Source organism: uncultured Ruminococcus sp., assembly GCF_946415235.1.
Lineage (GTDB): Bacteria > Bacillota > Clostridia > Oscillospirales > Ruminococcaceae > Ruminococcus.
This window is the reverse complement of record NZ_CAMKRR010000055.1, coordinates 1-18,567: the sequence shown is the minus strand read 5'-3', so window position 1 is coordinate 18,567 and position 18,567 is coordinate 1. Positions and strand designations below refer to the sequence as shown.

General features: G+C 46.7%; 18 protein-coding genes. 17 read left to right on the top strand and 1 reads right to left on the bottom strand.

What is annotated here, in order from left to right:
• From Q0R37_RS10320 to hisE, 15 genes are all read left to right on the top strand, one after another.
• Positions 1–2,592, top strand: a 2,592-nt coding sequence (locus Q0R37_RS10320) for a PolC-type DNA polymerase III (RefSeq protein ID WP_294754145.1), incomplete at its 5' end; no start/stop codon positions are given.
• A gap of 76 nt (positions 2,593–2,668) precedes the next feature.
• The gene (gene hisZ, locus Q0R37_RS10315) at positions 2,669–3,865 is read left to right on the top strand and encodes an ATP phosphoribosyltransferase regulatory subunit (protein ID WP_294754142.1); all 1,197 of its coding nucleotides are present in this window, start codon (positions 2,669–2,671) and stop codon (positions 3,863–3,865) included.
• A complete protein-coding gene (gene hisG, locus Q0R37_RS10310; protein WP_294754139.1) occupies positions 3,862–4,491 on the top strand; it encodes an ATP phosphoribosyltransferase in 630 nt (209 codons plus the stop codon). The genes hisZ and hisG overlap by 4 nt, the downstream gene beginning before the upstream one ends.
• Entirely contained in the window at positions 4,491–5,777 is a 1,287-nt protein-coding gene (hisD, locus tag Q0R37_RS10305; RefSeq protein ID WP_294754134.1) for a histidinol dehydrogenase, read from the top strand. The genes hisG and hisD overlap by 1 nt, the downstream gene beginning before the upstream one ends.
• A gap of 63 nt (positions 5,778–5,840) precedes the next feature.
• Positions 5,841–6,899 carry a histidinol-phosphate transaminase gene (locus Q0R37_RS10300; RefSeq protein WP_294754131.1) on the top strand — a complete coding sequence of 353 codons (1,059 nt, stop codon included), beginning with the start codon at positions 5,841–5,843 and terminating at the stop codon, positions 6,897–6,899.
• A 12-nt stretch (positions 6,900–6,911) separates the two neighbouring features.
• Positions 6,912–7,493: an imidazoleglycerol-phosphate dehydratase HisB gene (hisB, locus tag Q0R37_RS10295; protein ID WP_294754129.1), complete on the top strand. Its 582-nt coding sequence runs from the start codon at positions 6,912–6,914 to the stop codon at positions 7,491–7,493.
• Positions 7,493–8,095, top strand: a complete 603-nt coding sequence (gene hisH, locus Q0R37_RS10290; protein WP_294754127.1) for an imidazole glycerol phosphate synthase subunit HisH — start codon at positions 7,493–7,495, stop codon at positions 8,093–8,095. The genes hisB and hisH overlap by 1 nt, the downstream gene beginning before the upstream one ends.
• Positions 8,092–8,787, top strand: a complete 696-nt coding sequence (locus Q0R37_RS10285) for a tyrosine-protein phosphatase (RefSeq protein ID WP_294754125.1) — start codon at positions 8,092–8,094, stop codon at positions 8,785–8,787. Before hisH ends, Q0R37_RS10285 begins: the two co-directional genes overlap by 4 nt.
• 1 nt (position 8,788) lies before the next feature.
• Positions 8,789–9,244 carry a pyridoxamine 5'-phosphate oxidase family protein gene (locus Q0R37_RS10280; protein WP_294754123.1) on the top strand — a complete coding sequence of 152 codons (456 nt, stop codon included), beginning with the start codon at positions 8,789–8,791 and terminating at the stop codon, positions 9,242–9,244.
• 27 nt (positions 9,245–9,271) lie between these two features.
• A complete protein-coding gene (hisA, locus tag Q0R37_RS10275) occupies positions 9,272–9,997 on the top strand; it encodes a 1-(5-phosphoribosyl)-5-[(5-phosphoribosylamino)methylideneamino]imidazole-4-carboxamide isomerase (protein WP_294754120.1) in 726 nt (241 codons plus the stop codon).
• A complete protein-coding gene (locus tag Q0R37_RS10270) occupies positions 9,990–10,562 on the top strand; it encodes a DUF1648 domain-containing protein (RefSeq protein ID WP_294754117.1) in 573 nt (190 codons plus the stop codon). Before hisA ends, Q0R37_RS10270 begins: the two co-directional genes overlap by 8 nt.
• Before the next feature lie 5 nt (positions 10,563–10,567).
• Positions 10,568–11,323: an imidazole glycerol phosphate synthase subunit HisF gene (gene hisF, locus Q0R37_RS10265; RefSeq protein WP_294754115.1), complete on the top strand. Its 756-nt coding sequence runs from the start codon at positions 10,568–10,570 to the stop codon at positions 11,321–11,323.
• Complete coding sequence (locus Q0R37_RS10260; RefSeq protein ID WP_294754112.1) at positions 11,323–12,048, top strand: AAA family ATPase; 726 nt, start codon at positions 11,323–11,325, stop codon at positions 12,046–12,048. The genes hisF and Q0R37_RS10260 overlap by 1 nt, the downstream gene beginning before the upstream one ends.
• 11 nt (positions 12,049–12,059) lie before the next feature.
• On the top strand, positions 12,060–12,410 hold the full coding sequence (gene hisI, locus Q0R37_RS10255) for a phosphoribosyl-AMP cyclohydrolase (RefSeq protein WP_294754111.1): 351 nt from the start codon (positions 12,060–12,062) through the stop codon (positions 12,408–12,410).
• Positions 12,410–12,748 carry a phosphoribosyl-ATP diphosphatase gene (hisE, locus tag Q0R37_RS10250; RefSeq protein ID WP_028516514.1) on the top strand — a complete coding sequence of 113 codons (339 nt, stop codon included), beginning with the start codon at positions 12,410–12,412 and terminating at the stop codon, positions 12,746–12,748. Before hisI ends, hisE begins: the two co-directional genes overlap by 1 nt.
• Positions 12,749–12,774: 26 nt before the next feature.
• Here hisE and Q0R37_RS10245 read toward each other — a convergent pair whose 3' ends face one another.
• Positions 12,775–13,710 (bottom strand): SGNH/GDSL hydrolase family protein, encoded by a 936-nt coding sequence (locus Q0R37_RS10245; RefSeq protein ID WP_294754108.1) that lies wholly within the window; start codon positions 13,708–13,710, stop codon positions 12,775–12,777.
• A 185-nt stretch (positions 13,711–13,895) separates the two neighbouring features.
• Here Q0R37_RS10245 and Q0R37_RS10240 point away from each other — a divergent pair, with 185 nt between their 5' ends.
• Both Q0R37_RS10240 and Q0R37_RS10235 read left to right on the top strand, forming a co-directional pair.
• The gene (locus Q0R37_RS10240; protein WP_294754105.1) at positions 13,896–14,561 is read left to right on the top strand and encodes a UDP-N-acetylglucosamine pyrophosphorylase; all 666 of its coding nucleotides are present in this window, start codon (positions 13,896–13,898) and stop codon (positions 14,559–14,561) included.
• A 138-nt stretch (positions 14,562–14,699) separates the two neighbouring features.
• The coding region (locus tag Q0R37_RS10235; RefSeq protein WP_294754103.1) for a DUF4011 domain-containing protein at positions 14,700–18,567 on the top strand (3,868 nt) is incomplete at its 3' end.

The following is an 18,567-nucleotide window of genomic DNA, read 5'->3' as shown; positions in this document are numbered from 1 at the left end:
AAGATATATATTGCCCTTGCAGGCAGACTCAAGACCGACCGCGGATTTAAGACCCTGCAGGAGCTCAATACTCTTGTGAATGAGATAGAGACAAAGAAGCTGAAAAGCTATCATCATATCATTCTTGTCCGCAATCAGGCGGGGCTGAAAAATCTTTACAGGCTCGTTTCACTCAGTAACCTTGATTATTTCTACAAAAAGCCCCTTATACCAAAGTCGAAGCTTATCGAGTACAGGGAAGGACTTATTTTCGGCAGTGCCTGTGAGTCGGGAGAGCTTTTCCAGGCTATAATTGATATGCGCGATCAGGAATACATAGACAAGCTTGCAAGGTTCTATGATTACCTTGAGATACAGCCTATATGCAATAACAGGTTCATGGTGAGAAAGGGCATTGCCCGTGACGACGAGGAGCTCCGCGATTTCAACCGCGAAGTGGTTTCTCTCGGAGACAGGCTCGGAATACCCACCTGTGCCACCTGCGATGTGCACTTTATAGATCAGAAGGACGCTATCTACCGTAAGATAATCCTTGCCAGCATGGGCTTCAGCGACGCCGAGGAGCAGGCTCCTCTCTATCTGAGGACTACCGATGAAATGATGGCTGAATTCGAGTACCTCGGCGAGGACAAGGCAAAGGAAGTAGTTATCACCAACACAAATGATATAGCTGACCAGATAGAGGCAGTTCGTCCTATACCAAAGGGTACGTTCACACCTACTATCGAAGGCGCTGAAGAAGAGCTTGTGAAGATAACTCATGACAAGGCACATGAGATATACGGCGACCCGCTTCCCGAGCTTGTTGACAAGCGCCTTGACCGTGAGCTTTCGTCTATTATAAAGCATGGTTTCTCCGTACTTTACATTATCGCTCAGAAGCTTGTATGGAACTCAGTGGACAACGGCTACCTTGTAGGCTCCCGTGGTTCCGTAGGTTCGTCATTCGTGGCTTCGATGGCCGGAATTTCGGAAGTAAATCCGCTTCCGCCCCATTATGTGTGTCCCAACTGCAAGCACAGCGAGTTCCTGCTTGACGGTGTTTACGGCTCGGGCTTCGATCTGCCGCCGAAAAAGTGTCCGGATTGCGGAAAGGACATGAACCGTGACGGTCATGATATCCCATTCGAGACCTTCCTTGGCTTTGACGGTGATAAAGCTCCTGATATCGACCTTAACTTCTCCGATGAATACCAGTTCTGGGCTCACCGCTATACGGAAAAGCTCTTCGGAAAATCAAACGTTTTCAAGGCGGGAACTATTTCCGTAGTCGCGGAAAAGACAGCATACGGATACGTAAAGAAGTACTGCGAGGAGAACGGCATAACGCTTAACAATGCGGAAATGAACAGACTTGCCATAGGCTGTACCGGCATAAAGAGGACAACAGGTCAGCACCCGGGAGGAATGGTCGTTGTCCCGTCGGATTATGATGTTTATGACTTCACCCCCGTTCAGCATCCTGCGGATACTGCGGATTCCGAGATCATAACAACTCATTTTACGTTCAATTCACTGCATGATACTATCCTTAAGCTTGACGAGCTTGGACACGTTGTCCCTACACTCTATAAGCACCTTGAGGACCTGACAGGCATAAAGATAAAGGATGTTCCGACATCTGATCCCGATGTTATACGTATGTGCACCAACTGCGATGTGTTGGGAGTAACTCCCGAGGATATCTACTGCAAGACAGGAAGCCTCGGCATACCTGAGATGGGTACGGGCTTTACCATACAGATGCTCCTTGACGCAAAGCCGACAAAGTTCAGCGACTTTTTGCAGATATCGGGACTTTCACACGGTACGGACGTATGGCTCGGCAACGCTAAGGACCTTATCGACAACGGTGTGTGTACCATTTCCGACGTTATCGGAACCCGTGACTCCATTATGACCTATCTTTTATATAAAGGCGTAGAGCCGAAGATGGCTTTCCAGATAATGGAATGGACACGTAAGGGAAAGGCTCCCAAGCAGTTTACTCCCGAGATAATACAGATGCTCCGCGACCACAACGTCCCCGAGTGGTATATCGAGAGCTGTCTGAAGATAAAGTATATGTTCCCGAAGGCTCATGCTGCTGCATACGTAATCGCTGCCATAAAGCTTGGCTGGTTCAAGCTGCATATGCCGCTGGAGTATTACGCTACATACTTCTCTGTAAGAGGAGAGGATTTTGACGCAGAGCTTGCCATAAAGGGCAAGGCTGCCGTAAGGGCAAAGATCGAAGAGATAAAGTCTCTCGGAAACGACAAGACCAACAAGGACAGCGCTCTCTATGATATACTTCTTATTACGAACGAGATGATGTCGAGAGGCTATGAGTTCCTGCCGATCGACCTTTTCAAGTCGCATGCCACGGATTATCTTGTTGAGGACGGCAAGCTGAGAATACCGTTCTCAGCCATGAGCGGCGTCGGAGACAACGCTGCAAAGGGCATTTACGAGGCAGTACAGAAGGGCGGCTTCATGTCTATTGAGGAGTTCCAGTCCGAAAGCGGAGCGTCAAAAACAACAATTGATATGTTGAAAAACATAGGTGCATTTGGTGATTTGCCCGAATCCACACAGATGTCCTTCTTTTGACTTGACTTTCTCTTAGTAATATGTTATCATATTATCATGTTAGCAGACTAAAGTGGAATGATGAGGAGGTAAAAAAATGAAAAATTACGATCTTATAACTCCCGAGGGCACAAAGGATCTGCTCTTCGGAGAGTGTATAGTAAGAAGAAATATAGAGAATACACTTATGAATCTGTTCAAGAGCCGCGGCTACAGCGAGACTATAACTCCCGGACTTGAGTTCTATGATGTATTCAATCTTAATTCACGCTATTTCCCGCAGGAGAACCTTTACAAGCTCACCGACAGCAAGGGCAGACTTCTTGTTATGCGTCCCGATACGACCATGCCTATTGCAAGAATAGTTGCCACACGTCTCAGGGACGCAGACCTTCCGCTGAAGCTCTGCTATGCTCAGGCAGTATATACCACAGAGCCTTCATTGAAGGGAAGAAGCGACGAGGTAGTTCAGGCGGGGATCGAGCTTATCGGTTCACAGCTTAAGATCGCTGATCTTGAGGTCATATCCACAGCTGTTGATTCTCTTAATTCCTTCGGCATGGAGTTTTCACTCGAGCTCGGTCATATAGGCATTTTCAAGGAGCTCGTGGGCAAGCTTGAAGCTTCTGAGCATGACAAGGAAAGTATTAGAAAGCTCATAGAAAACAAGAATTTCCCTGCACTCAATGATATGCTTGACAGCTTCGGAAATTCTCCTGTTACAAATGCGCTCAAAAAGCTTCCTGCTCTCTTCGGCGGCGAGGAAGTATTTGAAAAGGCTGAGGAGCTCATGCCCGATGAAAATATCAAGCGCATACTTGACGAGCTGAGAGAGATATACGCAGACGCTTCCGAGCTCTGCGGCGGTGATGGTACTATCACAGTTGACCTCGGACTTGTTAATAAGACGGATTACTACACAGGTCTTATCATAAAGGGCTATTTACAGGGACATGGTGAGGAAGTCCTTTCGGGCGGACGCTATGACAAGCTCATTTCCGAGTTCGGGTATGATGTTCCAGCAGTTGGCTTTGCAGTAAATATAAACGCTGTTGCAAAGCTCATGGAGAAGAGCGATGTGCTTCCTGCCGAGCCTAAGGCTGACGTTATCGTATTTGCTGAGGAGGGCTGCGAGGTAGCTGCCATAAAGGCTGCACGTGAGCTCCGCGAGCAGGGACTTATAGTCGAGAACGCACTGTTTGACGATATCGAGAGCGTTCGTGAATACGCCATAGAGAAGAAGATAGCAAAGGTAGTAGTTATTGACGGCGAAAGCAAGGAGGTCTCCATATGAACAAGCCTATAAGAATGGCTCTTACAAAGGGCAGACTTGAAAAGGATACGGTCGGTCTTCTTGAAAAGCTAGGCTTTGACTGTACAGCAGTCCGCGAAAAAGGCAGAAAGCTCATACTCCCCGTACCTGACGCAAATCTTGAAGTAGTTCTTGCCAAGGCAAACGACGTTATAACATATGTTGAGCACGGTGTGTGCGATATGGGAGTTGTAGGCAAGGATACTATAATGGAAATGAGGGGCAAGTTCTATGAGCTTGTTGACCTCGGTTTCGGAAAGTGCAAATTTGCTCTTGCTGCAAAGAAGGGCTACGATTTCTACAGCGGCTACGGAATAAAGACTATCGCTACAAAGTATCCCAATGTTGCGAGAAAGTTCTTTGAGAAAAAGGGCATGGACACCGAGATAATCAAGATAGAGGGCTCTGTTGAGCTCGCACCTCTCCTTGAGCTTGCCGACGGTATCGTTGATATTGTTGAGACAGGTACGACTCTTAAAGAGAATGGACTTGAGGTCATTGAGGACGTTGCTCCTATTTCCGCAAGACTTATCGCAAATACTGTAAGTCTGAAAATGAGACACGCCGAAATAGACCGACTTATCACATTGATAGAGGAGAATCTTTGATGAAGAAAATATTTGCTAACGGTACCGACGAGGTCGCTTTTCTCAATGACCTGAAAAAGAGAAGCGGCGAGACCAGTAAAAAGGTCACAGAGGTCGTATCGGAGATAATAGAAAAAGTTAAAAACAACGGTGACGAAGCCGTTAAGAACTATACTTTGAAGTTTGACGGCAATCTCCCAAAGTATTATGAAGTTCCCCGTGAGGTCATAAACGATGCTCTTACGGAAGCAGATCAGGAGTTTGTGGATGCACTTCTCAATGCACAGGAGAATATTGCTGATTTCCACAACAGACAGGTGGAGCAGAGCTTCATATCGCCCAAGAAGAACGGCGTTATAATGGGACAGCGCATACGCGGTCTGCACAGGGTAGGTCTCTATGTACCGGGCGGTACAGCGGCTTATCCGTCAAGCGTGCTCATGAACGCAATACCTGCAAAAATAGCAGGCGTTGAGGAGATAATCATGGTAACTCCGCCCCTCAAGGACGGTACTCCAAATAAGGATATACTTGTGGCTGCCGCCATCTGCGGAGTTGACAGAGTATTCCTATCGGGCGGCGCACAGGCTATAGCTGCTCTTGCATACGGAACGGAGGAGATACCCAAGTGCGACAAGATAGTAGGCCCCGGAAATATCTATGTGGCTACCGCAAAGAAGCTTCTTTACGGCATTGTTGATATAGATATGATAGCAGGTCCGAGCGAGATACTTGTTATCGCTGACGATACCGCAAACCCGAAGTTTGCGGCTGCCGACCTTATGTCACAGGCAGAGCACGATGTGCTTGCTTCCGCGATAATGGTAACAACAAGCGAAAAGCTTGCTGACGGTACAATAAAGGAAATAGAGAGACAGAAGGAATATCTTTCAAGAAAGGATATAATCACAAAGTCTCTTGAGGATTACGGCGCAATAATCATTGCGGACAGCCGTGAAAAGTGTGTCGAGCTTGCAAATGAGATAGCTCCCGAGCACCTTGAAGTACTTATGGAAAATCCCTTTGAGCTTCTCGGAAGCCTTGACAATGCAGGCTCCATATTCCTCGGAAACTATGCTTCAGAGCCGCTCGGCGACTACTACGCAGGACCTAATCATGTTCTGCCTACAAGCGGCACGGCACGGTTCTTCTCGCCTCTCGGCGTGGCAAGCTTCACAAAGCGTACTGCTTATACCTACTACACTGAGGAAGCTCTCAGACAGGCTAAGGACGACATTGTACTTATCGCAGAGCGCGAGGGACTTACAGCTCACGCTAATGCCATAAAGGTAAGATTTGAAGACTGAATCACGCAATGGGGCGGCTTGAAACAGAGCTGCCCTATAGGTGTTTTTTTGAAAGGATATATTATGAGTTATAAACTGAATAAAAAGCTGGTAAATTTAGTGCCCTATGATCCTATTACAGGTCACTATGATATAAGACTTGATGCAAACGAGAGCTGTTTCAACTTATCTGACAGCTTAAAGGAGAAGATAAGCAGGAGCATTTCGCAGATTGACTTCAACCGCTATCCCGATTGTCTTGCCAAAGCTCCCACAAAGGCCTTTGCTGAGCTTTACGGCATACCCGAGGAGTTTATCAGCGCAGGAAACGGCTCTGATGAGCTTATAAGCATTATTGAGGGCTGCTTCTTTGAGGCAGGGGATACGATAGTAAATGTATCCCACGACTTTTCAATGTATGAGTTCTATGCACAGCTTTATGAGGTAAACGTCAGGACCTATCAGAAGGAAGCCGATCTTACCATAAACGCTGATAAGCTCATTGCTTTCTGTAAGGAAAACAAGGCAAAGGGACTTATTTTCTCAAATCCCTGCAATCCAACATCTATCGGACTTGACAGGGCTTCGGTAAGAAAGATCATTGAAGCTCTTGACGGAGTTCTTGTCATACTTGACGAGGCATATATGGACTTCTGGGATCAGTCGCTGCTTGCAGATGTGGATAAGTATGATAATCTGCTCATACTCAAGACTTGTTCAAAGGCTATCGGACTTGCTGCCGTAAGATTCGGATTTGCCGTTGCGAACAAGACCATAACCAACGCCATAAGAGCTGCAAAATCACCTTATAACAATGATACGGTCGCACAGACCATCGTTTCGGATATACTTTCCGAGAAGCAGTATCTTGCAGACTGCCGCGACATTATCATAAAGAACACAAAGCAGCTTTACAGTGACATCGTCTCAATAAACGAGAGATATAACTGCTTTGAAAAGGTATATGAGACCTGTACCAACTTTATACTGATAAAAACTGAGGAATTTGAGAAGATATATAAGTATATGCTGGATAATTCCATTGCAATAAGGAAATTCAGCGGATTTATAAGAGTTACCGCCGGAAGTGCGGAAGAAAACGCACGTTTTATTGAAGTGCTTGAAAAGTATTATTCAAAATAAAGGGAGGTCACTATGCGAAAGGCTGAAATCGAAAGAGTAACAAAGGAAACACAGATCAGTGTGAATATTGCCCTTGACGAAAAGGGAAAGGCTGAGATCGACACAGGTATAGGCTTTTTTGACCATATGCTCACAGCTCTTTCCGTTCACAGCGGTATCAGCATGAGCGTTAAGGTGAAGGGCGATCTTCATGTTGACTGCCACCACACTATAGAGGATACGGGAATTGCGATAGGACAGGCTCTCGGAAAGGCTCTCGGCGCAAAATCGGGAATAGTCCGTTACGGTACGGCTTATATCCCTATGGACGAGGCTCTTGCTATGGCAAGCCTCGACCTCAGCAACCGCCCTTTCCTTGTATTCAACTGCGATTTTACCAATCAGAGCTGCGGTGAGTACGACCTTTGCATGACAGAGGAGTTCTTCCGTGCATTTGCCTTTAATTCGGGCATGACTCTGCACATAAACCTTCTCTGCGGAAGCAATGATCACCACAAGGCAGAGGCAGTATACAAAGCAGTTGCACACGCTTTGAAAACCGCCGTTACCGAGAACAAGGACGGTTCGACACTGTCCACGAAAGGAGTTCTCTGATGATAGCTATAATCGACTACGGTGCAGGAAACATTTTCAGCGTAAAGAATGCTTTGGACTATCTCGGATTTGAAAACAGGCTTGTCAGTGACAAGGAGTCCGTAAAGGCTGCGGACGCTGTGATACTTCCGGGTGTAGGCGCTTTTCCTGCGGCTATGAAAAAGCTTGAAGCTACGGGACTTGTTGACACTATCAAGGAAGAATCGGCAAGGAAGCCATTCCTCGGCATTTGCCTCGGTATGCAGCTCATATTTGAAAAGGGATATGAGTTCGAGGAGTGCGACGGTCTCGGACTTATCGGCGGAAGTGTCAGAAAAATGGAGGAGCCCGGGCTTATAATCCCTCATATGGGCTGGAACAGACTCGAAAAGCTCAATGACTGTCCGCTTCTTGAAGAAGTGGGAGATGACGAGTACGTTTACTTCGTTCACTCTTATAAGGCACACTGCGAGGATAAAAACATTGCTGCGTATGCCGATTATGGCGGAAGAGTCCCCGCGCTGGTATACGACGGAAAATACGTCTACGGAGCGCAGTTCCACCCCGAAAAGAGCGGAGAGACAGGACTTAAGATACTCCGCAGCTTCGGAGAGCTTATATGATATGCAAAAGTCTGCTTTCGTGTTCAAACAACACCCGCGAGCTTGGAGGGTTCAGAACTGCTGACGGCGGTATAACGAAAAATAACGTGTACTGGCGCAGTGATGTTCCCGAAAATCCTACAGACAGGGACGTTGAACTCCTGCTTTCCGCCGGTGTAACTACTGTAATAGATTTGCGGACAGAAGCAGAAAGGCAGAAAACTGCCAATGCTCTGGCAGATATGGCTGAGTTTGAGTATCATCATTTTCCTATAACCGAAGGAAGCGGAGTTCCCGAAAGCCTTGAGGCTGTGCCGCTTTCATATATGACAATAGCCAATGCCGAGAATATGCCTAAGGTGATGAAAGTTATTGCGGAAGCAGAAGAAGGTGTCCTTTTTCACTGCACAGCAGGAAAAGACAGGACAGGCGTCGTGGCTGCGATAATACTCATGACTTGCGGTGTTGACATTGAGTCTGTAGTAAGGGATTATGTCATCAGCCGTGAGTACAACCATAAAAGGCTTGAAGCGTTTCTTGCAGCTCACCCTGAGGTCGACAGAAATATCGTTCTTGCTAATGAAAAGAGCATGATCGGCTTCATTGAGCTGTTTACGGAGCGTTTCGGTACAGCAGAAAGATACTTTGAATATATCGGTCTGTCGGCGGAATACGCAGATATGATAAAAAACAAGCTTATGAAAGGCATATGATATGGAGAAGTTTTCGGAAAAGCTTGAGCAGCTCTTTAAAGACTTCGGAAAAGGCAGGAAAATGGTGCTTTCCACATCTGAAAACGACAGGGTTTCGTCACGAATGATGAGCGTTGTACAGATAAACGGAGACTTCTATTTTCAGACCGATACTGAGCTGCGGAAATATCATCAGCTTTCTGTCAACAGAAATGCTGCTCTGTGTATTGACAATATACAGATAGAGGGCATATGCAGCGAACTGGGACATCCCCTTGAAAATGACGGATTTTCAGCTGTGTTCCGTGAGTGCTTCAGAGGCTCGTTCGACGCATATACCGCCCTGAAGAATGAACGCCTGTTCGTTCTCAGACCGCTTTATATAGAGCGCTGGATATATAATGATAATGTTCCGTATATTGAAATATTTGATATTAAGGAACAGCGTTACTCCTGTGAAAGGTATGCGGGAGTATAAACACCAAACAGTAAAAGGAGAAGATATATGATAATATTCCCCGCGATCGACATAAAGGACGGAAACTGTGTCCGCCTTTTCAAGGGTGACTTTTCCACAGTTGAAAAGGTCGCTTCCGACTACCTTGAGACTGCAAAGAGCTTCGAGAAAGCAGGAGCTCAGTGGATACACATGGTAGACCTTGACGGCGCCAAAGAGGGCAGACCCGTCAATACAAAGATATATACTGACGTAGCCGAAAAAACCAATTTAAAGGTGGAGCTTGGCGGCGGCATCCGCAGTCTGGAAACTATAAAAGAGTACCTTGACATGGGTATCACAAGAGTTATTCTCGGCTCGGTAGCTCTGAAAGATCCTAAGCTTGTCTGTGAAGCCGTTGAGAAATTCGGCAGTGAAAAGATAGTTGTAGGGATAGATGCAATGAATGAAATGGTAGCTACAGAGGGCTGGCTCGAAAGCTCTGATGTACACTATATCGACCTTGCAAACAAGATGATAGAAGCAGGCGTGAAGTATTTCATTTTCACCGATATTTCAAAGGACGGTACACTCTCAGGCGTAAACCGCGAACAGCTCAAAAAGCTTGCAGACGCAACTGAGGGCAGAGCAAATATCGTTGCAAGCGGTGGTGTTCACACTATGGACGACATTATCGCCTGCAAGGAAATGGGACTTTACGGAACTATCTGCGGAAAGTCCATATACAAGGGAACTTTGAATCTTAGAGAAGCTATTGAGTATTCAAATGAATGAAAAAATAATAAAAAGGCTGCCCGCAGCTGTAAATATCCTTTCATTTGGTATGCTCTTTGTGTATTTCGTGTATATGCTCGTGGTGTATAAGGGCTTTCCCGAACAGATAGGCATACATTACGGCGAGGACAACGAGTTCGATGTTTACGCTTCAAAGTGGCTGGCTTTCTTCCCGTTTATGGCTGGGTTCGGACTGGCTACAGTATTCACCATCGGAAGTTTTGCTGTAAATAAGGCAAAGCATATAAGCAAAAAGTTGAGCGAAGAGGATAATGTATTCGTCAGAAAGACTGTACTTATCGCTTTTGATGCAATGAAGCTTTTCTGGGCGGTATTTTACACTATATGGGCGCACTGCGTTATACATCAGACGAGAATGTTTACATTCGGAATACCCATAAGGAATTTTCAGGGACTGCCATTATTTATTATACCGTGGGCTTTTATAGCGATTGACAGCAAAGTAAGGCTGAAGAAGTCAAAACGTTATATAATCATCGGCGAGATCGTTTTGACTGTATTTATGATAACAGGAGCGATAATAGGAACTAAATTAAGGAAGTGAAATAAATGCTTGCAAAGAGAATAATCCCTTGCCTTGATGTTAGAAACGGCAAGGTCGTAAAGGGCGTAAATTTTGAAGGAGTACGTGACGTTGGTGACCCTGTTGAATGTGCAGAGGAGTACAACAAACAGGGAGCAGACGAGTTGGTATTCTATGATATAACTGCTTCATTCGAGGGGCGCGGAGTTTTCCTCGATGTAGTAAGAGATACGGCAAAAAAGGTTTTTGTACCGCTTACAGTAGGCGGCGGTATAAAGACTGTTGACGATATCCGCGAAGCGCTCCGTGCAGGAGCTGACAAGGTATCTGTAAACTCACAGGCTGTGCAGAACCCTCAGCTCATCAAGGATGGAGCTGATATATTCGGCAGTCAGTGCATATGCGTAGGCATCGACGCAAAGAAGATAGCCGATAACAAGTGGACAGTTTATATAAACGGCGGCAGAAAGGATATGGGCATAGACCTTATCGACTGGGTACACACGATCGAAAAGCTCGGTGCGGGCGAGATATGCCTTAACTCCATAGATGCTGACGGTACTAAGGAAGGCTTCGATATCCCTATGCTGAAAGCTGTATGTGACAACTGCTCCATACCTGTTATCGCCAGCGGCGGTGCGGGAAAGATAAACGATTTCTATGAAGTGTTCGAGAAAACAGGAGCAACTGCTGCCCTTGCGGCTTCGCTTTTCCACTTTAAGGAGCTCACAGTGGGACAGGTCAAGGACTACTGCCGCAGCAAGGGCGTTATCGTTCGCTGATGTATATAAGAAGCGTAAAGCTTGAAAGGATCACAGAGGAGCTTGGCTATGCCGCAAAGCTCCCTGCCGTGAAAAGTCTTGCTCAAAGGGAGGAGCTGGGATTTAAAAGCCCTGTTACTTATTTTGTCGGCGAGAACGGCACGGGCAAATCCACTCTGCTTGAAGCGATAGCCGTGAAGTGCGGTTTCAATGCAGAAGGCGGCTCACTGAATTTTTCCTTTTCCACAAAGGAGACCCATTCGCCGCTCCACAGTGCAATAAAGCTCGTACGCGGCATTGAGCGTCCGAAAACAGGCTTTTTCCTCAGAGCTGAGAGCTTTTATAATGCAGCTTCGTATATTGACACTCTCGGCAGCGAAATACTTGATGTATACGGCGGAGTATCGCTTCATGAGCAGTCTCACGGTGAGAGCTTTTTCTCCCTTGTTATGAACCGCTTTAAGGGGCACGGTCTGTATATACTCGACGAGCCTGAGGCGGCACTTTCGCCGTCAAGGCAGATGTCGCTGCTTGTAAGGATAAATGAGCTTGCGGAACAGGGAAGCCAGTTCATTATCGCAACTCATTCGCCAATAGTACTTGCATATCCCGGTTCAGTCATCTATGAGCTGACGGAAAATGGCGTTACAGAGACCAATTATGAGAACACAGAGACATACGGCGCAATGAAAGCCTTTATGGACGATCCGAAGCGTATGATAAAACATTTGCTTGATAAAAACTAAAAGGAGTTAATATGATAAAGATCGACATTAATGACCTCGACAAGTTCTTCGTGAAGGGTGAGCTTATCCCTGCGATATGCTACGAGGTCAATACAAAAACAGTTCTTATGCTTGCGTATATGAACAAGGAGAGCCTCAAAAAAACTCTCGAAACAGGCTATACATGGTTCTGGAGCCGTTCCCGTCAGGAGTACTGGAACAAGGGCGCAACTTCAGGACATCTGCAGAAGGTAGTTTCCATATACGGAGACTGCGACAACGATACACTGCTTGTAAATGTTGAGCAGACGGGAGCTGCCTGCCACACAGGAAGCTACAGCTGCTTTTTTAACGAAATATATAATACGGAGGAGAATGAATAATGACAGTTTATCAGGAAATATTTGAAGTTATCAAGGAAAGAAAAAAGCAGTTCGAGAACGGAACTGCCGCAGAGAATTCATATACCTGCTATCTTTTTGAAAAGGGAGTAGACAAGATATGCAAGAAGGTAGGCGAGGAGGCTACAGAGACTGTTATCGCTGCAAAGAACGGGGATAACGACGAGCTCATGAACGAGATAAACGATCTGCTGTATCATGTAATGGTACTCTGTGCAAATCAGGGACTTGACTGGTCCGACGTCGAGAGAGTGCTTGACGAGAGGAATGAAAAGATCGGCAATCTCAAGAAGTTCCACGAGGTTGACAAGAATACATGATAAAAAGCTGCCGTATGGCAGCTTTTTCATTTAGTCTCAAGCTTTGTTTTTACATCTGTGGTATCGAGATAGTCGAAAAGAGCTGTGAGTATATCCGTATAGCAGGGAATATACAGGTGCATACCGTCTCCGGAGCTGTATCCGTTTGTTAGGCAAAGATCGTCGTCGCAGATAACGGAATAGTCGTCGAAAAACAGCACGCTGGGAGAGTCTATACGCTTTACCATCTCCATGAGAGCCGCGTTGTAATCGCGGATTATTGTATTTTTGACCACCTTGCAGCCCGAGCCTACAGGAGTAACAGCTGCAACTATAATAATTATATCGGGGATACGCTCACGTATCTCGTCTATCACTTCGCTGTACTTTTTCACGAATTTCTGCGGCATATTCAGGTTTACGTCGTTCATTCCGAGCCACATATACAGCATTTTCGGATGCAGCCTTTCAACAGCGTCCACAAGCCCGAGCTCCTCCGAGCCGACTGTGAAGCTGAAATGCGAGAGATTCCACATAGATACGGAATCGCCTGCGATACTGTGCTCGCGGGGGATAAATCCGTAATATCTCAGTCCGAGAGTGATAGAGTCACCTGCCGTAAAGAGGTTTTCCTGATAAAGGGCGCTGTTTGACGAAGTTCCCACATATCTCTGGGGCTTGCATACATCTTCGGCAGCAGTTGTGACGGAAGTTGTTGTTTCCGATGCTGTACTGACTGATGCTGTGGAAGTCGCTGCGGTCCTGACAGAAGAAGTTGTCGCTGCCTCTGTACTTGCAGACACAGCAGCAGTTTCCGCAGTCACGGGTTCGGCATTTAATGCGGCTTTGCAGCTGTTTGCCGCAGCTGCTTCGTGAGAGCTCTTTTTTGCAGATGCTATGGTCAGCGCAGCTGCTGCAAGGGATAATATAACAAGCAGGAGGATAACGGGTATCCTTATCCTGCCAAGAATAGTTTTTATCATTTTTTACACTTCCTGTGTTTGATGCGCCTGCGGAAATATCCGCGCATATTTATTGTACCATATTATGCCTTAAATGTAAAGCACGTAATGGTAAGTACAAAAATTCCTTAAATCCTTGACAATATGCTGTATGGGGAGTATAATTATATGTGCAATATTTATGAATATCAGGAGTGGAATTGAAAATGAATAATATCACTATTGCGGAGCTTTATGATCTTTCTCATACAGCTGCAAAGGATTACCTCAGCAGGTTCACATACCCATGGGAAGCGCTCAAGGGCATCAGCAGCTTCATTATCGAGCTCGGAAAAACACTCAGCAGCGACGAGTATGACAATCCGTCGGAAAACGTATGGGTGCATAAGACAGCAAAGGTTTTCCCCACAGCATACCTCGGAGCTCCGTGTATAATCGGTGCAGGCACAGAGGTACGCCACGGAGCTTTTATCAGAGGAAGCGCTCTTGTTGGTGAGAACTGCGTAGTCGGAAACTCCGTCGAGCTCAAAAATGTTATCCTCTTCGACAATGTGCAGACTCCCCACTATAATTATGTCGGCGACAGTATTCTCGGCTATAAGTCGCATATGGGCGCAGGCTCCATAACCTCAAACGTAAAGTCAGACAAGACCAATGTGGTCATCAAGTCAGGCGACGAGAAGATCGAGACAGGTATCAAGAAGATCGGTGCAATGCTGGGCGATCATGTAGAGGTCGGCTGCAACAGCGTTCTCAATCCGGGTACAGTTGTCGGTTCAAATTCAAATATTTACCCTACAAGCTGCGTAAGAGGAGTTATCCCGTCTGACAGTATTTACAAGACAGGCGGAGTTATCGTACATAAAAGCTGATCCTATCTGTAATACGTTAAAAGCTGCCTTCGGGCAGCTTTTTGTTTACTTTTTTTGCGGTAAATATTGTAAAATAAATCAAAATGTGGTATTATAGAAATAGTATTATGTATCGCCGATGGCAGAATGGAGGACTGTATGGAAAATAAGATAACATTTGGCGGCAATATGACTGCTCAGATCAATTTTGCAATGCAGCAGAACTATGTTCCGGTATTCAGAAATATGGTAATGACCAATAATACTGATGAAGAACTGAAAAATGTTCGGCTCAGGATAAGCTTTGAACCTGAATTTGCAAAGGTATTCGAGTCTGTGCCTGTTGACCTTAAGCCGTCACAGCCTGTGGAGATCTCTCCTGTGAATATCATATTGCTGTCTGACTATCTTTTCAGCCTTACGGAAAAGCTTGTGGGAAGCGTTACCATACAGGCTTTTATCGGCGACGAGGTGATCTCCGAGGAAAGCAGGAGCATCGAGCTCCTTGCCTATGACCAGTGGTCGGGAATAAACTTCATGCCCGAAACTGCGGCTGCATTTGTTGCTCCCAATCATCCGAAGGTGCAGGAGATAGTAGCAGCGGCAGGAGCTTACCTGAAAAAATGGTGCGGCGATCCGTCATTTACAGGCTATCAGACTAAGAACCCAAATATAGTAAAACAGCAGATGGGAGCGATATATGCGGCATTGCAGGAGAAGAATATCGCATATACCATGCCTCCCGCAAGCTTTGAGGAAGCTCAGCGTATACGTATGCCCGATGCAGTCCTTGAGACAGGACAGGGTACCTGCCTTGACCTTGCCGTGCTCTACTGCTCATGCCTTGAAGCTGCGGGGCTCAATCCTCTTATGGTTATAGTTCAGGGACATGCCTTTGCAGGCTGCTGGCTGGAGGAGGAGACCTTCTCTGACTGCCTGCAGTATGATATGTCAGCTCTCACAAAGCGTATCGCTCATGGTATAGACGCGATAAGTCTTGTGGAGTGTACTGATTTCGTAGCGGGCAAGAACACGGATTTTGACAGCGCGGAAAAACACGCTGCCGCACACCTTGACGATGATGCAAAGTTCTGCTTTGCAATAGATATCAGCCGTACACGTTCAAGCGGCATACGTCCCGTACCGTCAAGAATTTCCGAGAACGGAACCTTCAAGGCAGTGGACTACGGCGCACGTAAAAAATCTGAGATAACCTCAGCTCCCAATGAGATAGATATTTCCGCACAGGCTGTAAGCGGAGAGGCACGGGAGGTCACTAAGCAGGTAATGTGGGAGAGAAAGCTCCTTGACCTGAGCCTGAGGAACAGCCTTCTCAACTTCCGTGCAACAGCAATGAGCGTTCAGCTCATGGTAAGCGACCTCGGCGTACTTGAGGACGAGATATCCAACGGCGAGGACTTCAAGGTAATGCCAATGCCCAACGATATGACGCTTCAGATGTCCGACAGCAAGATATATGAAATAGAGAACGATAAGGATATAATCACAACTATCTCCGAGTCGGAGTTCAAAAGTCACCGTCTGCGTACTTTCCTTAAGGAATCAGAACTTGAAAAGATAATGAAGAAGCTCCACAGACAGGCAAAGGTAAGCATGGAAGAAAACGGCGTAAATACAATTTACCTTGCACTTGGCTTCCTGCGCTGGTACGAGACTGAAAAAAGTGATAAGCCGCGCTATGCTCCGCTCATACTTGTACCGATTGATATTATCCGCAAGGTTCAGGAGAAAGCCTATGCTATCCGTATGCGCGACGAGGATACTCAGGTAAACATTACCATGCTGGAGTACATACGCCAGACCTACGGTATAGATATCAAGGGACTTGATCCCGTGCCCGAGGACGAAAACGGCGTTGATCTTCAGCTAATACTGAATACCGTAAGACAGAACATCATGTCACAGCCCCGCTGGGATATAGTTGACTATGCCTTTATAGGGCAGTTCTCTTTCAACCGTTTCATTATGTGGAACGATATCCGCAACCGTGCGGACGAGCTCGCCAAAAACAAGGTAGTTGCAAGCCTTATCTCGGGTAAGACCGAGTGGGCAGGGGACGACCTCTATATATCTCCACTCGACCTTGACAATAATGTAGCTCCTACAGATCTTGTAGTTCCGCTTAGTGCCGATTCTTCTCAGCTTGCAGCAGTATATGCAGCCTCAAAGGGCAAGAGCTTCGTGCTTCACGGACCTCCCGGAAGCGGTAAGTCGCAGACTATCACGAACATGATAGCAAGCGCACTGTATCAGGGAAAGTCCGTACTCTTTGTCGCTGAGAAAATGGCCGCGCTGTCCGTAGTTGAAAAGCGTCTGAACAAAGTGGGACTCGGACCGTTCTGCATAGAGCTCCACTCCAATAAAGCCCAGAAGAGAGCCGTTCTCAAACAGCTTGAGGAAACTCTTAATGTAGGCCGTATCAAGAAGCCTGCTGAGTATAAGGCACAGGCAGACAGGATAGCCGAAATGCGTAAGGAGCTCAACGGCACTATGGAGGAGATACACAAAAAGCGCAATTTCGGCTGCTCAATGTACGATGCAGCGGTAAGATATGAAAAGAACAGCAGCTCCGGCGGAAAGTTCACATTCACCAACGAGCAGCTTGACGCCATGAGCGAGACTTCCTACACTGCATGGAGAGATACTCTTGAAAGCCTTGCGGCGGCAGGCCGTGAGTTCGGAGATGTTACGACAACAGCTCTCGGTGTTTGCGAGCTTTCGGAATGTACTCCCGAGACACGCGGAGCTATGGAAGCAAAGCTCAAGGAGCTGAAAACAGCTCTTACGGCAGCACAGGGCGATACTGCTCAGCTTGCGTCGTTTACGGGCAGCAGTGAAATGACCTTTGAGGAATGCAAGCTTGCAGCTGAGATAATCACAGCCTCTGCAAAGGGTGAGCAGCTTCTGCCGAATATCATAAGTGACAGCCGCTGGAACGGCTTCAAAGAGCCTGCACAGGCACTTATCGGTACAGGTAAGTCCCTTTCTCAGGTAAAGGACGAGCTCCTTTCACAGTTTGAGCCGTCAGTGCTGACATACAACGCTTCCGATGCCCTTGTAAGGTGGAAAACCGCACAGGGCAAGTGGTTCCTTGCAAAGAGCATTGGCAGCAAGAAGCTCGTAAAGGAGCTTGCTGCTCACGCAAAGTCAGCTTCGGCGGTCACAAAGGAAAATATAACACAGTACTATGACAAGATAAATCAGTTCAACGCTCTGAAAGAACAGGTAACATCGGCACAGCCCGAGCTTGTGAAGTATTTCGGCACACTGAAGCTTGACGAGAATGCAGACTGGAACGCTGTTGAGAGCATTGTCGCACGTTCCACCGAGCTTGGTGAAAGAGTGGCTCAGTCCACCTTCTCTCCCGAGATAAAGCAGAAGCTCTGCGACAGCCTTACAACAGGTATAAACGGCGATACCTCAAAGATAGTTGCCGACTATTCTGCTCTTGAAAATGTTGCTTCACAGCTCCGCAGCAATTTAGGCATAAATACGGACAAGCTCATAACAGGCGAGAACTGGGGCAGCGATGCTCAGATGAAAGCAGACGCAGTTATTGAAGAGCTCCCGCAGCTCAAGGAATGGACGGGTATCGTCACTATATGCAATAAGCTCAGGGAGTATGGCATCGGCAATGTAGCCGACGCTTATATAAACGGCGAAGTCCCCACGGAACAGCTTGTGGCAGCCTTTGACTGCGATATCAGCAAGGCTATGGTAACGAGCACTATCTCACGCAGCAGTGTGCTTTCAAGGTTCCAGGGAACACTCTTCGAGGATACAATCAGAAAATTCGGAGAAGTCCTCGATGATTTCTCAACTCTGTCCATAAAAGAGCTTGCAGCCGACCTTTCCGCAAAGATACCCGCTCCCGGCAGTTCCGCAAACAGCTCGGAGATAGGAATACTGCAAAAGGCTATCAAGTCAAACGGCAGGATGATGTCTATACGCAAGCTTTTTGACAGCATACCGAATCTGCTCCGCAGAATGTGTCCTGTAATGCTCA

Excerpts from the sequence above, each read along its gene's own strand:
- hisZ (WP_294754142.1), top strand. The coding sequence starts at position 2,669 with ATGAAAAATTACGATCTTATAACTCCCGAGGGCACAAAGGATCTGCTC.
- hisG (WP_294754139.1), top strand. The coding sequence starts at position 3,862 with ATGAACAAGCCTATAAGAATGGCTCTTACAAAGGGCAGACTTGAAAAG.
- hisD (WP_294754134.1), top strand. The coding sequence starts at position 4,491 with ATGAAGAAAATATTTGCTAACGGTACCGACGAGGTCGCTTTTCTCAAT.
- Q0R37_RS10300 (WP_294754131.1), top strand. The coding sequence starts at position 5,841 with ATGAGTTATAAACTGAATAAAAAGCTGGTAAATTTAGTGCCCTATGAT.
- hisB (WP_294754129.1), top strand. The coding sequence starts at position 6,912 with ATGCGAAAGGCTGAAATCGAAAGAGTAACAAAGGAAACACAGATCAGT.
- hisH (WP_294754127.1), top strand. The coding sequence starts at position 7,493 with ATGATAGCTATAATCGACTACGGTGCAGGAAACATTTTCAGCGTAAAG.
- Q0R37_RS10285 (WP_294754125.1), top strand. The coding sequence starts at position 8,092 with ATGATATGCAAAAGTCTGCTTTCGTGTTCAAACAACACCCGCGAGCTT.
- Q0R37_RS10280 (WP_294754123.1), top strand. The coding sequence starts at position 8,789 with ATGGAGAAGTTTTCGGAAAAGCTTGAGCAGCTCTTTAAAGACTTCGGA.
- hisA (WP_294754120.1), top strand. The coding sequence starts at position 9,272 with ATGATAATATTCCCCGCGATCGACATAAAGGACGGAAACTGTGTCCGC.
- Q0R37_RS10270 (WP_294754117.1), top strand. The coding sequence starts at position 9,990 with ATGAATGAAAAAATAATAAAAAGGCTGCCCGCAGCTGTAAATATCCTT.
- hisF (WP_294754115.1), top strand. The coding sequence starts at position 10,568 with ATGCTTGCAAAGAGAATAATCCCTTGCCTTGATGTTAGAAACGGCAAG.
- Q0R37_RS10260 (WP_294754112.1), top strand. The coding sequence starts at position 11,323 with ATGTATATAAGAAGCGTAAAGCTTGAAAGGATCACAGAGGAGCTTGGC.
- hisI (WP_294754111.1), top strand. The coding sequence starts at position 12,060 with ATGATAAAGATCGACATTAATGACCTCGACAAGTTCTTCGTGAAGGGT.
- hisE (WP_028516514.1), top strand. The coding sequence starts at position 12,410 with ATGACAGTTTATCAGGAAATATTTGAAGTTATCAAGGAAAGAAAAAAG.
- Q0R37_RS10245 (WP_294754108.1), bottom strand. The coding sequence starts at position 13,710 with ATGATAAAAACTATTCTTGGCAGGATAAGGATACCCGTTATCCTCCTG.
- Q0R37_RS10240 (WP_294754105.1), top strand. The coding sequence starts at position 13,896 with ATGAATAATATCACTATTGCGGAGCTTTATGATCTTTCTCATACAGCT.